Source organism: Paraburkholderia elongata, from assembly GCF_013177735.1.
Taxonomy (GTDB): domain Bacteria; phylum Pseudomonadota; class Gammaproteobacteria; order Burkholderiales; family Burkholderiaceae; genus Paraburkholderia; species Paraburkholderia elongata.
This window is the reverse complement of sequence record NZ_WOEZ01000220.1, coordinates 1-16,134: the sequence shown is the minus strand read 5'-3', so window position 1 is coordinate 16,134 and position 16,134 is coordinate 1. Positions and strand designations below refer to the sequence as shown.

At 63.9% G+C, this 16,134-nt stretch carries 17 protein-coding genes; 7 read left to right on the top strand and 10 right to left on the bottom strand.

The window, feature by feature from the left end:
- Positions 1-74 precede the first annotated feature (74 nt).
- From GNZ13_RS39155 to GNZ13_RS39135, 5 genes are all read left to right on the top strand, one after another.
- On the top strand, positions 75-1,685 hold the full coding sequence (locus tag GNZ13_RS39155; protein WP_172175225.1) for a sugar ABC transporter ATP-binding protein: 1,611 nt from the start codon (positions 75-77) through the stop codon (positions 1,683-1,685).
- Complete coding sequence (locus tag GNZ13_RS39150) at positions 1,682-2,713, top strand: ABC transporter permease (protein WP_172175223.1); 1,032 nt, start codon at positions 1,682-1,684, stop codon at positions 2,711-2,713. The genes GNZ13_RS39155 and GNZ13_RS39150 overlap by 4 nt, the downstream gene beginning before the upstream one ends.
- Positions 2,710-3,807 carry a galactofuranose ABC transporter, permease protein YjfF gene (yjfF, locus tag GNZ13_RS39145; RefSeq protein ID WP_172175221.1) on the top strand — a complete coding sequence of 366 codons (1,098 nt, stop codon included), beginning with the start codon at positions 2,710-2,712 and terminating at the stop codon, positions 3,805-3,807. Before GNZ13_RS39150 ends, yjfF begins: the two co-directional genes overlap by 4 nt.
- Positions 3,808-3,997: 190 nt before the next feature.
- Positions 3,998-4,246 (top strand): AbrB/MazE/SpoVT family DNA-binding domain-containing protein, encoded by a 249-nt coding sequence (locus GNZ13_RS39140; RefSeq protein ID WP_172175219.1) that lies wholly within the window; start codon positions 3,998-4,000, stop codon positions 4,244-4,246.
- Positions 4,240-4,557, top strand: coding sequence for a type II toxin-antitoxin system PemK/MazF family toxin (locus GNZ13_RS39135; RefSeq protein WP_172175216.1), 318 nt, complete (start codon positions 4,240-4,242; stop codon positions 4,555-4,557). Before GNZ13_RS39140 ends, GNZ13_RS39135 begins: the two co-directional genes overlap by 7 nt.
- Positions 4,558-4,598: 41 nt before the next feature.
- Here the strand turns inward: GNZ13_RS39135 and mdcH are convergent, their stop codons facing one another.
- Genes mdcH through GNZ13_RS39095 form a run of 8 tightly spaced genes read right to left on the bottom strand, consistent with a single transcriptional unit; the run spans position 4,599 to position 11,689 of the window.
- Positions 4,599-5,531 (bottom strand): malonate decarboxylase subunit epsilon, encoded by a 933-nt coding sequence (gene mdcH / locus GNZ13_RS39130; RefSeq protein ID WP_172175213.1) that lies wholly within the window; start codon positions 5,529-5,531, stop codon positions 4,599-4,601.
- The gene (locus GNZ13_RS39125) at positions 5,531-6,238 is read right to left on the bottom strand and encodes a malonate decarboxylase holo-ACP synthase (protein WP_172175210.1); all 708 of its coding nucleotides are present in this window, start codon (positions 6,236-6,238) and stop codon (positions 5,531-5,533) included. Before GNZ13_RS39125 ends, mdcH begins: the two co-directional genes overlap by 1 nt.
- Positions 6,238-7,053, bottom strand: a complete 816-nt coding sequence (gene mdcE / locus GNZ13_RS39120) for a biotin-independent malonate decarboxylase subunit gamma (RefSeq protein WP_172175207.1) — start codon at positions 7,051-7,053, stop codon at positions 6,238-6,240. Before mdcE ends, GNZ13_RS39125 begins: the two co-directional genes overlap by 1 nt.
- Positions 7,050-7,934: a biotin-independent malonate decarboxylase subunit beta gene (locus GNZ13_RS39115; protein WP_172175204.1), complete on the bottom strand. Its 885-nt coding sequence runs from the start codon at positions 7,932-7,934 to the stop codon at positions 7,050-7,052. Before GNZ13_RS39115 ends, mdcE begins: the two co-directional genes overlap by 4 nt.
- Positions 7,931-8,245: a malonate decarboxylase subunit delta gene (locus tag GNZ13_RS39110; RefSeq protein WP_172175201.1), complete on the bottom strand. Its 315-nt coding sequence runs from the start codon at positions 8,243-8,245 to the stop codon at positions 7,931-7,933. Before GNZ13_RS39110 ends, GNZ13_RS39115 begins: the two co-directional genes overlap by 4 nt.
- Positions 8,233-9,204 (bottom strand): triphosphoribosyl-dephospho-CoA synthase, encoded by a 972-nt coding sequence (locus tag GNZ13_RS39105; protein ID WP_407945688.1) that lies wholly within the window; start codon positions 9,202-9,204, stop codon positions 8,233-8,235. The genes GNZ13_RS39110 and GNZ13_RS39105 overlap by 13 nt, the downstream gene beginning before the upstream one ends.
- Positions 9,205-9,245: 41 nt before the next feature.
- The gene (gene mdcA / locus GNZ13_RS39100; RefSeq protein WP_172175195.1) at positions 9,246-10,907 is read right to left on the bottom strand and encodes a malonate decarboxylase subunit alpha; all 1,662 of its coding nucleotides are present in this window, start codon (positions 10,905-10,907) and stop codon (positions 9,246-9,248) included.
- A gap of 8 nt (positions 10,908-10,915) precedes the next feature.
- On the bottom strand, positions 10,916-11,689 hold the full coding sequence (locus GNZ13_RS39095) for a GntR family transcriptional regulator (protein ID WP_172175192.1): 774 nt from the start codon (positions 11,687-11,689) through the stop codon (positions 10,916-10,918).
- Between the two features lie 196 nt (positions 11,690-11,885).
- Between GNZ13_RS39095 and GNZ13_RS39090 the strand changes: the two genes are divergently transcribed.
- Positions 11,886-13,184, top strand: a complete 1,299-nt coding sequence (locus GNZ13_RS39090) for an MFS transporter (protein ID WP_172175257.1) — start codon at positions 11,886-11,888, stop codon at positions 13,182-13,184.
- 68 nt (positions 13,185-13,252) lie between these two features.
- On the opposite strand, the gene GNZ13_RS39085 is transcribed toward GNZ13_RS39090, so the two are convergent.
- Positions 13,253-14,173 (bottom strand): DMT family transporter, encoded by a 921-nt coding sequence (locus GNZ13_RS39085; RefSeq protein WP_172175189.1) that lies wholly within the window; start codon positions 14,171-14,173, stop codon positions 13,253-13,255.
- 114 nt (positions 14,174-14,287) lie between these two features.
- Between GNZ13_RS39085 and GNZ13_RS39080 the strand changes: the two genes are divergently transcribed.
- Entirely contained in the window at positions 14,288-15,175 is an 888-nt protein-coding gene (locus GNZ13_RS39080) for a LysR substrate-binding domain-containing protein (RefSeq protein WP_172175186.1), read from the top strand.
- Positions 15,176-15,288: 113 nt separating this feature from the next.
- Here the strand turns inward: GNZ13_RS39080 and GNZ13_RS39075 are convergent.
- Positions 15,289-16,134, bottom strand: an 846-nt coding sequence (locus GNZ13_RS39075; RefSeq protein WP_172175183.1) for an ABC transporter ATP-binding protein, incomplete at its 5' end; no start/stop codon positions are given.

Sequence of the window (16,134 nt, the reverse complement as noted above, 5' to 3'; positions counted from 1 at the left end):
CGCTGAATCAGGTTGCGCCCGACTTGACCCACCTGAGCCCACCCGACCAACGCACTGCCCATCGAGCGAGGTCTATGACGCATCCCGCATCGGAACCCAATCCGCCGGCCGTGAAGGCGATCACAGGCGACGCTCGCGCAGGCGTCGCCTCGAATGCACCCGAACCCATCCTGGCCACGGCCGGTGTCAGCAAGACGTTCCCGGGCGTGAAAGCGCTGCAGCGAGTCGATTTTCGCCTGTTTCCCGGCGAGATCCATACGCTGATGGGGCAGAACGGCGCCGGTAAATCCACCCTGATCAACGTGCTGACCGGCGTAGTCGCGCCTGACGCCGGCACGATCCGCCTTGGTGGCGAATTCGTGGCGTTTGCTTCGCCGCAGGAGGCCGAGGCGGCCGGCGTGCGCACGCTGTATCAGGAAGTGAACCTGTGCCCGAACCTCTCGGTGGCGGAGAACATTTTTGCGGGCCGGCAGCCAAAGCGTTTTGGCGCGATCGATTGGCCCGACATCAAGCGCCGCGCGCAGGCCGCGCTTCTTCGTCTCGACGTGGCGCTCGACGTCACCCGATCGCTCGATGCCTATCCGATCGCCGTGCAGCAGATGGTGGCGATCGCCAGAGCGCTGTCAGTCGACGCACGCGTGCTGATCCTCGACGAGCCGACCTCCAGCCTCGACGACAGCGAAGTCGCGCAGCTTTTCAAAATACTTCGGCATCTTAAGCAATCGGGCATCGCCATTCTGTTCGTCACGCATTTTATCGAGCAGACCTATGCCATCTCCGATCGCATCACGGTGATGCGCAACGGCGAGCGTGAAGGCGAATACCTTGCCCGCGATTTGCCGGCCGATCAACTGGTCGCGAAGATGGTCGGTCACGAGCGCATGAGCGCGCGCTTGCGCGAAGCGGCACAGGACGGGCACGCGGCCCAGGCAGGGCCTCAGAGCAAGGAAGCTGTTCAGCCGTTCGTCGAACTGCGCGGCGTCGGACGGCGCGGCACACTGCAGCCGATCGACCTCGATGTGCAGCCGGGCCAGATTCTCGGCCTTGCCGGGCTGTTAGGCTCGGGCCGAACGGAGACCGCGCGGCTGTTGTTCGGGGCGGATCGTGCCGACAGCGGCATCATCCTGATCGAAGGCCGGCCCGTGCGGCTGCGTTCACCCCGGGACGCCGTGCGTCACGGCATCGGCTATTGCGCGGAGGACCGCAAGAAAGAGGGCATCGTCGCCGAACTATCGATCCGCGAGAACATTCTGCTGGCGTTGCAGGCGCGACGCGGCTGGTGGCGCAAGATCAAACGGCATCGCGCGCATGAAATTGCGGACATGTGGATCGAGCGTCTCGGCATTAAAGCGACGGACGCCGAACAGCCGATCGGGTTGCTCTCCGGCGGCAACCAGCAGAAAGCGTTGCTCGCGCGCTGGCTTGCCACCGACCCCAGGCTGCTGATTCTCGACGAGCCCACGCGCGGCATCGACGTCGCCGCGAAGTTCGACATCATGGACCGCTTGCTGGCGCTGTGCGCGAACGGTCTGAGCATCCTGTTCGTATCATCGGAGATCAGCGAGGTGCTGCGCGTGAGCCATCGCGTGGCGGTACTGCGCGACCGCCGCAAGATCGCGGAAGTGGCTGGCAAGGCTTCGAACGAAGACAACATTTATCGACTCATCGCGGGGAGCGGCGAATGAAGCTATCGAACTGGTTCGTGCGCGACGGTGCGGAGCGTCCGCTGATCTGGCCGTGTGTCACGCTGGTGCTGTTGTGCGGCCTGAACCTGTGGGTGAACCCGCATTTTCTGTCGCTGCGAATGCTCGACGGCCACTTGTTCGGTGCGCCGATCGACGTATTGAATCGCGCGGCGCCGCTGGTGCTGGTCGCCACCGGCATGACGCTTGTGATCGCGACACGCGGTATTGATATTTCTGTCGGCGCGGTGGTGGCGATTGCCGGCGCCGCCGCGGCGACGATACTCGCAATGCAACCCGCGCCGAGCGCCGGATTGATCGCGCAGGCCCTGGTAGCGGCGTTGATCGTCGGCGTGTTGAGTGGCATGTGGAACGGGCTGCTGGTGTCGTTCGTCGGCATGCAGCCGATCATCGCCACGTTGATCCTGATGGTCGCCGGCCGCGGCATAGCGCAATTGCTGACGGCGGGGCAGATCATACCGATCGGCGCACCCGGCTATCTGTTCGTCGGCGGCGGTTTTTGGCTTGGCGTGCCGTGCTCTGTGTGGATCGCGAGCGTTGCCGTGCTGGCCACTGCGGCGCTCGTGGAAGGCACGGCGCTCGGGCTCTTCATTCGCGCGATCGGCGTCAATCCGGTGGCGACGCGCCTTGTCGGCCTGCGCTCGAAAGCGCTGGTATTCGCGGTGTATGGCTTCTCGGGATTGACCGCCGCGATGGCGGGCATCCTCATCAGTTCGAACGTGCGCAGCGCCGATGGCAATAACGCGGGCCTGCTGCTCGAACTCGACGCGATTCTGGCGGTGACGCTCGGCGGCACGTCGCTACTCGGCGGCCGCTTCAGTTTGACTGGTACCGTGCTGGGCGCGCTGATCATCCAGACGCTCACCTACACGACCTATTCGATCGGCGTGCCGCCGGAAGCGACGCTCGTCGTCAAGGCGGCCGTGGTGCTCGCGGTGAGTGTGATCCAGTCGCCCTCGGCACGCGCGCTCGCCGTGTCGCTTTTCACGCAGCGCGGGGTGGCGCGATGAGACGACTCGTCGAAGCCTGGGCCCATATCGTCGATCCGCGCACGCTGCCGATCGCCGTCACCATCCTGCTGTTTTGCGCGCTATTCGGTTTCGGCTCGGTGATGTACACCGGCTTTTTCTCGTGGCAAGTGCTGCTCGATCTGCTGGTCGATAACGCCTTCCTGCTGATCGTCGCAATCGGTATGACCTTTGTGATCGTGTCCGGCGGGATCGATCTGTCGGTGGGCTCGGTAGTGGCGCTGACCACCATCGTCGAAGCGGTGCTGTCCGAACATAGGCATCTGCCCGTCTGGCTGATCGTGCCGATCGTGTTGCTGATGGGTACGGTGTTCGGCGCGGTGCAGGGCGCACTGATTCACTTCTTCCGCTTGCAGGCGTTCATCGTCACGCTGGCCGGCATGTTCTTCGCACGTGGCTTGTGCTTTCTGATCACGACGCAGTCGATCACCATCAACGATTCGACGTTCCAGAAGATTTCCGCGTTTCGCCTCAATATCGGCGTCGGTTCGGTGACAGCCAATGTGTTGATTGCCTTCGTCACGCTTGTCGCGGCGATCTATGTCGCGCATTTCACGCGATTTGGCCGCAACGTGTATGCGGTTGGTGGCAATCCGCGCTCGGCGTTGCTGATGGGCTTGCCGCTCGCGCGTACGCGGATCGGTGTGTATGCGCTGAGCGGGTTCTGCTCGGCGCTCGGCGGCGCGGTGTTCACGTTCTATGTGCTGTCGGGATATGGGTTGCAAGGGCAGGGCATGGAACTCGATGCGATCGCGGCGACGGTGATCGGCGGAACTTTGTTGACGGGTGGCGTCGGCTATGTGATCGGCTCGCTGTTCGGCGTCGGCATTCTGGGCACGATCCAGACGCTGATTACCTTCGACGGCACGCTCAGTTCGTGGTGGACTCGCATCGTGATCGGCGCCTTGCTGTGTGCGTTCTGCCTGTTGCAACGGCTGATTGAGCGGCATGCAAAATCGGCGCGACGTCCTGGTGGCACCGGCGCTGTTGTGACGCCGGGCCGCGAGCGAGCGCGGGGCGACGCAGCGGCGTCCGATTCACATGCGATAGGACGCGCGCCGGAGCAGGCGTTATAGCGCGAATGCGCGTCGGAAATAGTCCGGAGAGGAACGCGCCCATCCCCGAGAAAATACCGGGCGCGCAGAGCAGCGAAGGACTTGTTAAAAAATACGTCATTCGTCTTATGCCATTTGCCGTGCTACACTGTAATAACATTGTGTTTACTTTATTGCCTCGACCGCTTAGGATTCCACTTCAGGTTCAGCCATGAAAACGACCATCCGCAGAATGGGTAATTCCCATGGTGTACTGATTCCGAAACCGATCTTGACCCAACTTGGGCTGGAGGACGAAGTGGATATGCAAGTGGAAGGAAACGCGCTGGTGATACGGCGTCCGCAAAAGAAAGCGCGTGCCGGATGGGCGGACGCAAGCCGTTCGTTGGCGGCGTCGAAAGACGACGTGCTGGTGATGGGCGAATTTCCCAACGCTGATGACGCGGGGTTCGAGTGGTAGCGCGCGGTGACGTCTGGCTGGTCGCGTTGGATCCCACCGTCGGCAGCGAGATTCAGAAAACGCGTCCTTGCGTGGTTGTTTCGCCGGCAGAGTTGCACGATCTGCGGACCGTGATTGTCGCGCCCATGACCACTGCCGGTCGCGCGGCACCGTTTCGTGTTCCGCTCACTTTCTTGCGCAAGAAGGGTTTGATCCTGCTTGACCAGATTCGCACGGTAGACAAGACGCGACTCGTGAAGCGAGCCGGGGCAGTGTCGGATGCGGCGCTATCGAATGCGTTGTCTACGCTGCAGGAAATCTTTGTCGAGTGAGCAATGAAGCGTGCGCCGGCCGAATGACGGCGTGCCTGTGCTCAACTTGCCTCGAGGCGCCGTTGGGCAGTCGCCACCAGCCTTTCGAACGTAAAAGTACTCGCGGCAAGCGCGGTGGTATCCGGAAAGTTCTCGCGCGCAATGTCTGTCAACACTTGGCCCGGCGGCGCTTCGATCAACACGCGGGCGCCCATTTCCTGCATGACGGTGAGCGCGTCGAACCAGCGTACGGTGTGGCGCATGTTGGTCGCGAGATCGCCGCGAATGGCATCTGCCGCGTACAAAGGGCGGCCGCCCCGATTGCCGATATAGGTGCTTTGCGGCGTGTGGAAAGGTACGTCCTGTGCGTATGCAACCAATTCGTCAGTGGCATGCGCAAGCAGTTCGCAATGTGACGGCACGCTTACCGCAAGACGGATGGCTTTGCGTGCGCCTGCCGCCAGAGCGCGGTCGATGAACGCGTCCAGCGCACCATTCGCTCCGGCCATGACGATCTGGCGCGGCGCATTCACATTACCAACATAGACACGTTGATTGCCCGCGTCCGCGTGCTGCGCGGCGAGTGTTTCCAGTTGGTGCTCGGTCAAGCCCGACACGGCCGCGAGACCGTAGCCGGACGGGTACGCCGTCTCCATCAATTCGGCGCGCTTTCGCACCATTCGTAACGCGTCGCCAAAGCGAATCGCGCCGCAACTGACCGCTGCGGCATACGCACCCACCGACAAACCGGCGCTGATCTCCGGCGTGAGCTGTTCATCCGCCAGTGCGCGCGTGATCGCCACGCCCGCGACGGTCAAGCCGATCTGAACGGCTACGGTCGAGCGCAGCGCGTCTGGTGTGTCGAGTGTGAGTACGTTGGTGTCGAGCACCTGAGACGCTTCTTCGAGTGTGTCGGTCACGGCGTGGTGCTGCGGCAGACGATGCAGGAATCCGTCCGACTGCGCGCCCTGCCCGGGAAACAGAAGGGCAAGCATCAGGCATCGCCGTGAGCTTGTGCCCACGGATCGGTAACAAGCAGCGGGCCGCGAGCATGGCGCGCCATCACGCGTGCTTTGTCTGCTGCCCACTCGGCCAGCGCAACGCCGCCTGCGGGCGTTTCAAGTTGCGCATCCACGCGAATGCCGGCGCGTTGTGCGATTGCTTGCAGATGGTTCAGCAACTGGATGGCCGTGTCGCGCGAGAGTCTTTCCGGCGCGCGGATCAGCAGATCGAGATCGCTCGAGAAAGTGACGGTGGGTGCCTGAGTGGCCAGTTCGAAGCCTGTGCTGCCGGTTGGTCCCCAGACGAATCCAGCCAAAGCGCCGGCTGTGTCGCCGCCGACCGCGTCGCGTTGTAATGCGGCAAGGGCTGCGAAAGCAGGCAATGCATTGCGCTCCGCAAGAGGGCTGCGTCGCGCTAACGCTTCTGGCGGCACAGCGGCTTCAATATCGTCCAGATGCGCCCACGTACCGTAACGCTGCGACCGCTCCACACCGCGCAAGCCGACCGCCACGAAGCCGTCAGCGGCCAGTGCGCGTCTTACGACCGCATACGGCGCGCGCTCGAAAGACCCGCGAACCCATGCCGGTTCGCCGTCGAAGAGTGGCAAACGGCTCAAGCGCAGCAGATCATGCGGCCGCCAACGCGCATCGCACGACAACGCGTGATCGGCTGCAAACGGTGGCGCTGCACAGACTTGCATTACACGGCGTCCCATTGTTCGGCAAGACGACGTCGCACTTCGATCGATGCCGCGCGATTCTTTTGAGCCGCTGCCGATTCGAGACGATGCGACAGACCGCGGCTACTATCGCGCGTGCTGTGAATCTGCTCGGCCAACACCTGACGCACGCGCTCGATTTGCGCGGCATCCGGCGCATCGGCGTCAACGCCTTCGATCAGTTGATCGAGCAGGCCCAGTTTGGCAAACGATGTCATCGAGTACGACATCGGCACAATGGTTTCGCCGAGCGCGTCGAGCGCTTCGACGGTGCGCCGCGTGACCCGGGCGGCCGCTTCCTTGCCCATTGCGTGAACCATCGTGCCGGGTGCGTCGAGTGCGACGATCCGGTTGGCCTGATATCCGTGCGCGAGGAACGCGCCCGACATGGCGGGCCCGACGATCAGCGCGATCACCGGATGCCCGGCGTCGCGCGCCGATGCATACGCATCGACCGCAGCGGCACAGGCGAGGTGAATGCCGAGCATCTCTTCGCGGTAACCGTACGCCTGACTTTTGACATCGACGATTGCGATGATCGGGCGGCGCGTACCGCTCGCTTCGTCCTGCGCGATGGCCTCGCGTACAGCGCGTGCGAGCTGCCAGCCCTGCTCGAGACCGACGACGTTATCGGTCGCCCGGGGAAAGCGATTGTCGGGATCGGGGACGACCGCAATGAAGCGCGCGGTCTCGCCACCGAGCGACGCATCGCCGCTCCATACCGGCGCCTTACCGGACGGTTGGCCGGCCAGTGCATGGAACCAGCGCGCGCCGCGGCTGAGGGTGGTGTCGCTCATGCCTGCTCCTTGCGAGTGTTGCCCTGGACATGCGGGTTGTACACCTCACGCATCGATTCCGGCGTGACGCTGGCCGGCTCGATCCGCGCGAGGCGGTTAAGAAACGTGTCGACCTGTTCGCTGCGATGCGCTGCCGGCATTCCTTGAGTGAATGCTGAATGCACGGCGGCGCGCACCGCGTCCGCATCGTCGTCGACCAGTTGATCTGCGAGTGCGGTCGCGGTCCGTTGTTCGCCGCCGATCAACTGCCACACGCGACGTCGATCGCTCGCGTCGAGTTCTTCGATACCCGCTTCCTGTTCGATCACCTCGGGTCCGTTCATGCCGAGCCGTCCCTGCTTCGTCACGACCAGATACGAACACAAGGCCGCCGCCAGTGACATGCCGCCAAAGCAACCGACCATGCCCGCGATCACGCCGACCACCGGCACATGCCGGCGCAACGCCACGATCGCGGCCTGAATCTCGGCGATCACTGCGAGGCCGAGATTGGCTTCCTGAAGCCGCACGCCACCGGTTTCGAACAGCACGACAGGGCGGACGATCTTGCCGCGTTCGCAGTCGCGCAAGGCCATTTCGAGCGCGGCGGCAATCTTGCTGCCGGACACTTCGCCGATGCTGCCGCCCTGGAACGCAGACTCGATCGCGGCGACCACGGCCGGTTCGCCGTCGATAGTGCCGCGCGCGATCACGCAGCCGTCATCGGCCTGGCAGACGACACCTTGCAGCGGCAGCCACGGCGACTCGATCTTGTCGAACGGTCCGAGCAGTTCGCGGAACGTGCCGGCGTCGAGCAGCGAACGGGCGCGTTCGCGCGCGGGCAGCTCAATGAAGCTTTCGCGCAGCATTGGCGCGGGACGGGCGGTGGCGACAGTGCTCATGCATCGTCTCCCTGTTCCGCCGCTTCGATGGCTTCCGCGAGCCGCAGCGCGACGACGCCCGGTGTCGCGCCGAAGTCGTTGATTTCGATTTGCACCGCGCCGTCATAACGGGTGAAGAAGCGGTCCAGTACGCTCTTCCAGATGTGGCTGTAGCCGTCGACGCTGGTCCGCACGACCACATGCGCGGTCAGGGCAGCGCCGTTTTCAGCAGGCGACAGCAGCACTTCCAGATCGCCCGATCCGACCACGCCGACATGCGCGCGGGTCGTGACGGCGCGTTGCGCCGGATAGTCGAAGGTCAGATGTTCCATGAGGCTGAGCTCCCGCTGGCGTGGTGATGCGCCAGCATGTCGAGAAAGAGGGTGGCGGCGAGCAGATCGGCTGCGCCGCCAGGGGATGCGTTGAGCGACAGCAATGCGTGTTCGAGTGCGACGAGGGCGGTGTATCCATCCGGCGTCGAGCTTCCGCCGGTTTGCAGCACGCGGCGTGCGCCCTGTTGAGCAGTGTGCAAACCAGGTAACCCCGCGCGATGCAACAGGCAGGTGTCGTCGAGCGAAGTCATGATCGAGAGCAGGGCGTCGATGCGCGCGGCGTTTTCGTCGACTCCGTTGGCTCGCGCTGCAAGCAACGCGGGCAAACCGATATCGATGACGTGCGGGAAACCGTCTTGTGCCTCACGGCGCGCTCCGCCTACCTGATAGCGCTGCCGCGCGCGCTCGCCGTGACTATCGGCGGGGGCGGCGAAGCGATCCGGGAAGCACGCAATCTGCGCAGCGAGCGTGCAAATGTGCGACGCGTTTAGACGCGTGGTGTTGCCCGTCATCGACGCGCCCGCTACCAGCAGGCCGACGATCCAGATTGCGCCGCGATGTGCGTTGCTGCCGCCGGTGGCATGCAGCATGTCCTGCTCGCCGGCGCGGCCGATTTGCGCGAGTTCGGCACGCAGCAGCGCGGATGGCTCACCGCGGCGGCGCGCGGTGCGTGCGAGCGCCGTGAAGGTCGGTTCGAGCGCGTGTGCCGAGCACAGCATGGTGGCGAGATCGAGGTCGCGATGTGCGCCGCTCCCGCGCCGGTCGACTAGCGCAGGTTTCGGCGTGAGTTGCGCTTCTTCGATCAGTGCGGTGACGGCGAAGCGAGCGAGCTGCGCATCGGACAGTGCTGTCCGTCCCCTAACCGCCGGCGCGGCATAAACCGTGGACCTGACCGTGCCCGTCTCTCGCGCAGTCAGCGCGGCAGCACGGGGCGTGAGTTCAGCTTTCGCCTCCGGCATGGCGTCGGCCTCGCACGCGAGCAGAGCAGCGGGCGCCATCGTTACCAGCTCCTGAAGCGGGCCGGCGGCGCGTACAGACCACCCGACCACGTCACCAGATCGTCGATGCTGCGTGCCGCCAGCAGCGAGCGCTTTGCTTCGCCGCGACGAACGCCAAGATCTTCCGGATACGCAACGATGCCGCGATGGCGCAATTCGGCTGTTTTCTCCGGCTTGGCGCGCAGCCCGATCGGCGTCACGCCGGCCACCGCTGCCAACGCTGCACGCCGCTCGTCGAGCCCTTCGGCCTTGTGCAAATAGGCGATGCCTTCCTCGGTGACGACATGGCTCACGTCGTCGCCGTAGATCATCACGGGTGCGATCGGCATGCCGCTTTTCGCGCCGACGGCGACCGCATCGAGTTCATCGACGAAGGTCGGCTCGCCGCCTTTCTTGTACGTCTCGGCCAACTGCACGACCAGCTTCTGCCCACGCGAGACCGGACCTTGATCCTTCAGCAGCTTGAGCCATGCTTCGCTCGAATGACGCCGGCCGCGCGGATCGTGGCCCATGTTCGGCGCGCCGCCGAAACCGGCAAGACGCCCACGCGTGACCGTCGACGAGTTCGCGTCCGCGTCGATCTGCAAGGTCGAGCCGATAAACAGATCGACACCGTATTGCCCCGCTAACTGGCATAGCACACGGTTCGAGCGCAGGCTGCCGTCGTTGCCCGTGAAAAATACGTCGGGGCGCGCCTCGATATACGCTTCCATGCCGACTTCACTGCCGAAGCAATGGATGCTGTCGACCCAGCCTGATTCGATCGCGGGGATCATGGTGGGGTGCGGATTAAGCGTCCAGTTGCGGCAGATTTTGCCTTTCAGACCGAGCGATTCGCCGTAGGTGGGCAGCAACAATTCGATCGCCGCGGTATCGAAGCCGATACCGTGATTCAGCGAGCTCACGCCGTACGGCTCGTAGATGCCGCGAATCACCATCATCGCGGTGAGCACCTGCAGGTCGCCGATGTGCCGTGGGTCGCGGGTGAACAGCGGCTCGACGGCGAACGGCCTATCGGCCTCTACGACCACGTCGACCCACGAACCTGGGATATCGACGCGCGGCAGTTCATCGACGATCTCATTGACCTGCACGATCACAATGCCATGCCGGAACGCGGCGGCTTCGGCGATGGTCGGCGTGTCTTCGGTGTTCGGACCGGTGTACAGGTTGCCGTGACGGTCGGCCTTTTCCGCGCACAGCAGCGCGACGTGCGGCGTGAGGTCGACGAACATCCGCGCGTATAACTCGACATACGTGTAGATCGCGCCGATTTCCAGTTGGCCGTCTTCGAGCAACTGCGCGACGCGCAAACTCTGGGGCCCAGCAAATGAGAAATCGACCTTGTGCGCGATGCCGCGCTCGAACAGTGTCAGATGTTCAGGACGGCTGATGCTCGAAATCAGCAGATGCACGTCGTGGATCTTTTGCGGATCGACCCGGGCAAGCGAACGGGACAGGAAGTCAGCCTGTTTCTGGTTGTCGCCTTCGAGCGCGACGCGGTCACCCGGTTGAATCAGCGTTTCGAGTGCATCGACGATACGGTTTGTCGGTAGAACGCCGTCTTCCAGCCACGGTGCAATGGCCGCGAGGCGACGGTTCTTTTCGTCGCGGCGTGTGGTCCAGGAACGGGCGGTGGTGGACGCTTCGGCGGATCGGTTCATCGGCGGATTCAGCTCCCGGTGGTGGTGCGCGTGCGTCTGGCGCGCGGCTTGGGTTGGTTCGCAAGCGCGGCTTCCGCCTGCGCGCGTTCGGTCAGGAAACGATGGAGCAGGTCGCCGGTGCCGAGCAGATGCGCGACGACCAAGGACTGTGCAGCAGGAATATCACGGCGTTGTACCGCGTCGAGCAAGGCGGTGTGTTCATTGTCCGACTCTCCCTTGTACGACGGCAAACCGAACTTAAGGCGCAAATACCGTTCGCCGCGCCGATGCAGCGTGCCGATCATGTCCTCGAGTTGCGGACGGGCGGCGGGTGCATAGAGGCTCATATGGAAGGCCACATTGCGTGCGACGTACAACGACGGGTCAGACTCGCGCTCGGCGGCACGGCAGAGGCTGGCGGATTCGCGCAGCGTGGCGGCAGTGTGATTCGGAATGGCGAGGCCGATGGCGAGGCTCTCCAGCGCGGAGCGGATTTCATAGATTTCGCGTGCTTCATCCGCCGACAAGGGCGCGACGGTCGCGCCTTTATGCACGGCGGCTCTCGCCCAGCCTTCGCTTTCAAGCTGGCGCAAGGCCTCGCGCACAGGAATTGCGCTGACCGAGAAATGCCGCGCGATCGCGTCCTGCCGCAGCGGCGCACCAGGCGCCAGGGTGCCGTCGACAATCGCCGCGCGCAGCGCCTCCGCGATGACGTGGGACATGCTCTCGCGCGGCGCCGCCGCGGGTAGAAGCGGGGCGCGCGCCGAGGCGTCCAGGGGAAAACCATCTGTTGCGTTGCTCATGATATCAAATATTATATATGAAAATGTGCCCGTTAAAGGCGGGCAAACCCGGAAAGCTTTTCACCACCGGCGGCCTGCGGTGCCCTCTCAACGTTAAACGAGGGGCATCGATTCACTAACAAGCGCGCCATCCCGTTGTTCCCTTTATGTCAGCCACGTACGCCATGTACGTCAACCGCAGGGCCGGAGGAGCATGATGAGTTCACTAATCGACCGCACGTCGGTCGCGCGGCGCCGCACGCCGCTCAATCGTTCGCAGATCGCAGGGTTTTGGGGAGCGTGGGCCGGCTGGACGCTCGACGGGATGGACTCGTTCATCTACGCGCTTGTGTTGACGCCGGCGTTGACCGAGTTGTTGCCGCGCTCGGGGTACGCCGCGACGCCCGCGAATGTCGGCCTTGCCGGTTCGATTCTGTTTGCGCTGTTTCTGGTCGGCTGGGGGCTGTCGTTTATCTGGGGGCCGTTGGCGGACCGCTTCGGCCGCACCAAGGTGTTGGCGGGCACTATTTTCACCTTCGCCATTTTCACGGGACTTGCCGCGACTTCGCACAACGTCTGGGAGCTCGCCATCTATCGCTTCATTGCCGGGGTCGGCATTGGCGGCGAGTGGGCGTTGGCGGGGACGTACGTGGCAGAGTCATGGCCGGAAGATCGCCGCAAAATGGGCGCCGGGTATCTGCAAACGGGCTACTACGCCGGATTCTTTCTGGCGGCCGCGCTCAACTACACGATCGGTGTGCATTTCGGCTGGCGCGCGATGTTCCTGACCGGCGCGGTGCCGGTGGTGGTCGCGATTCTGGTGTTGCTGCGCGTGAAGGAGTCGGAGAAGTGGCAGAAGGCGGAGGCGCGCACAGTGCAAACCAAACCGCTGCGCGAAATCCTCGGGCCGACTTATCGGCGCCGCACGTGGGTCGCGTGCATTCTGCTGACGATCGCGATTGTCGGTTTGTGGGCGGGCGCGGTATACGAGCCGTCGGCTGTGATCCAGTTGGCGACGAAGGCCGGTATGGCGAAGAACGATGCGATCAGGACGGCGTCCCTGGCAACCGGCTTGCTGTCGATTGCGACGATTCTCGGCTGTCTCGCGTTGCCGCCGTTGGCCGAGCGGATCGGTCGCAAGAAGACACTGGCGATTTACTTCATCGGCATGGCGGTGGCGATTGTCGGCAGTTTCGGTTGGGCGTTCTATCTGCCGAATGGGCTCGCGCCGTTTATCGCGTGGCTCTGCGTGCTGGGCTTCTTTGGCGGCAATTTTGCGCTGTTCAGCTTGTGGCTGCCGGAGCAGTTCGAGACCCGGGTGCGTGCGACGGCGTTCGCGTTCTGCACGTCGTTCGGACGGTTTGTCGGGGCGGGCGTCAACTTTTTGCTCGGCGCGGCCGTGTTGCATATGCATACGCTTGGCGTGCCGGTGGCGCTCACGGCGCTGGCGTTTGTCGTCGGTTTGTTCGTGATTCCGTTTGCGCCAGAGACGAAGGGGGAGGTGCTGCCGCAGTGAGCCGTTTCCACTACGACGATATAAAAAAACGGGCGCAGTTGAATGCGAAGTGCGAGAGGGTGCGAATCTCAATCCGCGTGATGCCGCGCGCGTCCACCGGGACGCACCATCGAAAGCAGCGGCCAGCCGAGATTCACGCCAAGGCTCGCAATCACGATCAATGCCATCCCCGCGAGTTGCGGCAACGTCAGCGCCCGGCCATACACAACGGCATCGACCATGATCGCCGTCAGCGGGTAGACGAACAGCAGCACGGCGATGATCGGTGTGGTCAGCTTCGGCAGCGCACCGTAGATCAGCACATACGACAGCCCCGTATGCAGCACGCCCATGCCGACCAGCCAGAACCACTGCATCGGCCCGATATGCACAGCAGTAAGCGGCGCAATGAACGGCAGGCACACCACGCCGACCGCGCATTGCGCGAGCGTCAGCAGATGCGGCCGCAAATTACCGAGTCCTTTGGCGATCAGGGTAACGCTCGCGTACAGCACCGAGCCCGCTAATGCCTCGCCGATGCCGATCAGATAGCTCGCATGCCCCTGCAGATTCCCGGTAGCCGCAACGCCCGAGGCCAAAACAAGCCCGACGAACGCGGTCGCGATCCAGCCGAGCCGGTCGACGCCGAGGCGCTCGTTGAACAGCGCCGCGCCCATCAGCACGACCCAAAACGGTTGCACATGAAACACCACCGTTGCCACTGCAATGCTGGTGCGATGAATCGCGTCGAAGAATCCGACCCACTGCGTGACCATCAACACGCCGGAGATCAGCGCCAGCGCGACGGTGCGCCGCGTGAAATGCGCTCGTGTGAAGAAGCCTTTCCACGCGCAATACGCAGCGAGCGAAAGGAAACCGAACAGGCAGCGAAAGAACACCAGCGTCAGCGCACCGAGCCGCGCTTCCTCGACGAAGATGCCGATCGTGCCCATCAAAAGCCCGCCGCTGGCCAGTGTGATGGCGCCTTGTTGACGTTGGGTGAGGGACATGCGAAGCGGCTCCGGAAGTGGGTCACATAAGCTGGAGCCACAAGTATTGCGCGTCTTGCGCGGCACCGACAAACGAATTAAATTGAGTAATTCCATAAGCCGGATTGATAAATCATGCACCCCGAATTCGATGTCGATTTGCTGCGCACCTTCGTCGCGGTGGTGGAAACGGGCAGCTTCACGAAGGCTTCGACTACCGTGCACCGCTCGCAGGCGGCGGTCAGCATGCAGATCAAGCGGCTCGAAACCATGCTCGGCACCACGCTATTCGCCCGCAATACGCGCAATCTCTCGCTCACGCGGCCCGGCAATACGCTGCTCGAATACGCGCGGCGTGTGCTGGCGCTGCATGAGGAGGCGTGGTCGGCGATCGTGCGGCCCGAGGTGACCGGGCGCGTGGTGCTGGGCGCGCCGGACGATTACGTGTCTTCGCTGCTCTCGCCGGTGTTGCGGCGCTTTTCGAATCTATATCCGCACGTGGAGATCGAGATCGTCTGCGCGCAGAGCACGTCGCTCGCACCGATGTTGGCCGATAACAAGATCGATCTCGCCTTCGTCACGCGCGACCGCAAATTGCGCGGCGAATTCGTGCGCAGCGAGCCGATGGTATGGGTGGGGGCGTCGGTGGATACGCCGGTGCTGGCGTCGTCGCCATTGCCGGTCGGGCTTTACGAGCCCGGCTGTGTTGCGCGCCAGCACACGCTGGCGGCGCTGGACGGCGCGCGTATCCGCTATCGGGCGGCGTTTAGCAGTGCAAGTCTGATGGGGCTGGTGGCGACCGTGGATGCGGGGCTTTCGGTGATCGCGCTCACGCGCTGCAGCGTGCCGCCGCGGCTGGCGATACTCGGCGAAGCGCAAGGCTTGCCGAAGATCGCGCCGCTGGAAATCGTGGTGGCGCGCAGCGCCAAATCGGACCGGCCGACGTGTGACTATCTGGCCGCGCAGATGGTGCAGGATTTGTCGCTGCGAACGCAAACGCGCGGGGCGGCGGCGCCAGCATGATGATGCAGCGATGGACGCGCCCCCTCAAGGGCGTTGCTTAGATACGCCGCTAACGCGCGACGCAAGCTTGCGGCTCAACTTTGTGGTTCAACCTTTAGGCTTATCTGCGCCGCTCAAGCCCGCGGATAAGCCGTCACTTCGCCATCCACGGCGAGCCGCACGTGTTCACCCGGCCGCGGCGACAGATACCCCGGCACGCGAGCGCGCACCACCGTCCGCGCGCCGGACTGCAATTGCAGCGCGACGCCCGCGTCCTGTCCCTGAAAGATCACCTCCTGCACCACGGCGTCATGGGACGCCACGCCGTTCGGCATCGTTTCTTCGGCACGCAACAGACGGATCTGTTCAGGCCGCACCATGACTTCGACCGCGCCGTTGCCCATCGGCTCGCACAGCGGCAAATCGCCGAGCTCGCAGTCGACGCGATCCTGCTTGACCACGCCCGGCAACAACACCGCTTCACCGACGAACGACGCGAGCTCACGCGTCACCGGCCTGCGGTACAGCGTCTCCGGCGTCGCGGTCTGGATCAGCCGACCGTTCCACAGCACCGCGACCTCATGGCCGAGCGACAGCGCTTCCGATTGATCGTGCGTGACAAGAACGGCAGTCGCGCCGGTCGCGGCCAAAGCACTTGCCACCGCCTGGCGCGTTTCGAGCCGCAATGCAGCGTCGAGCGACGAGAAGGGCTCATCGAGCATGACCAGTGTCGGCGACGGCGCGAGCGCGCGAGCCAGTGCGACACGCTGCTGCTGGCCACCCGACAACTGCTGCGGCGCGCGCTCGCCGAAGTTCGCCGGCAAGCCGACCAGCTCCAGCAATTCGGCCACCCGATGACGCGCGCGGCGCTGCGTACGCGGCAAGCCGAACACGATGTTGTCCGCCACGGAAAGATGCGGAAACAGCGCGCCTTCCTGCGGCACATAGCCAATGTGGCGCTGCTCTGAAGGCACATGCAG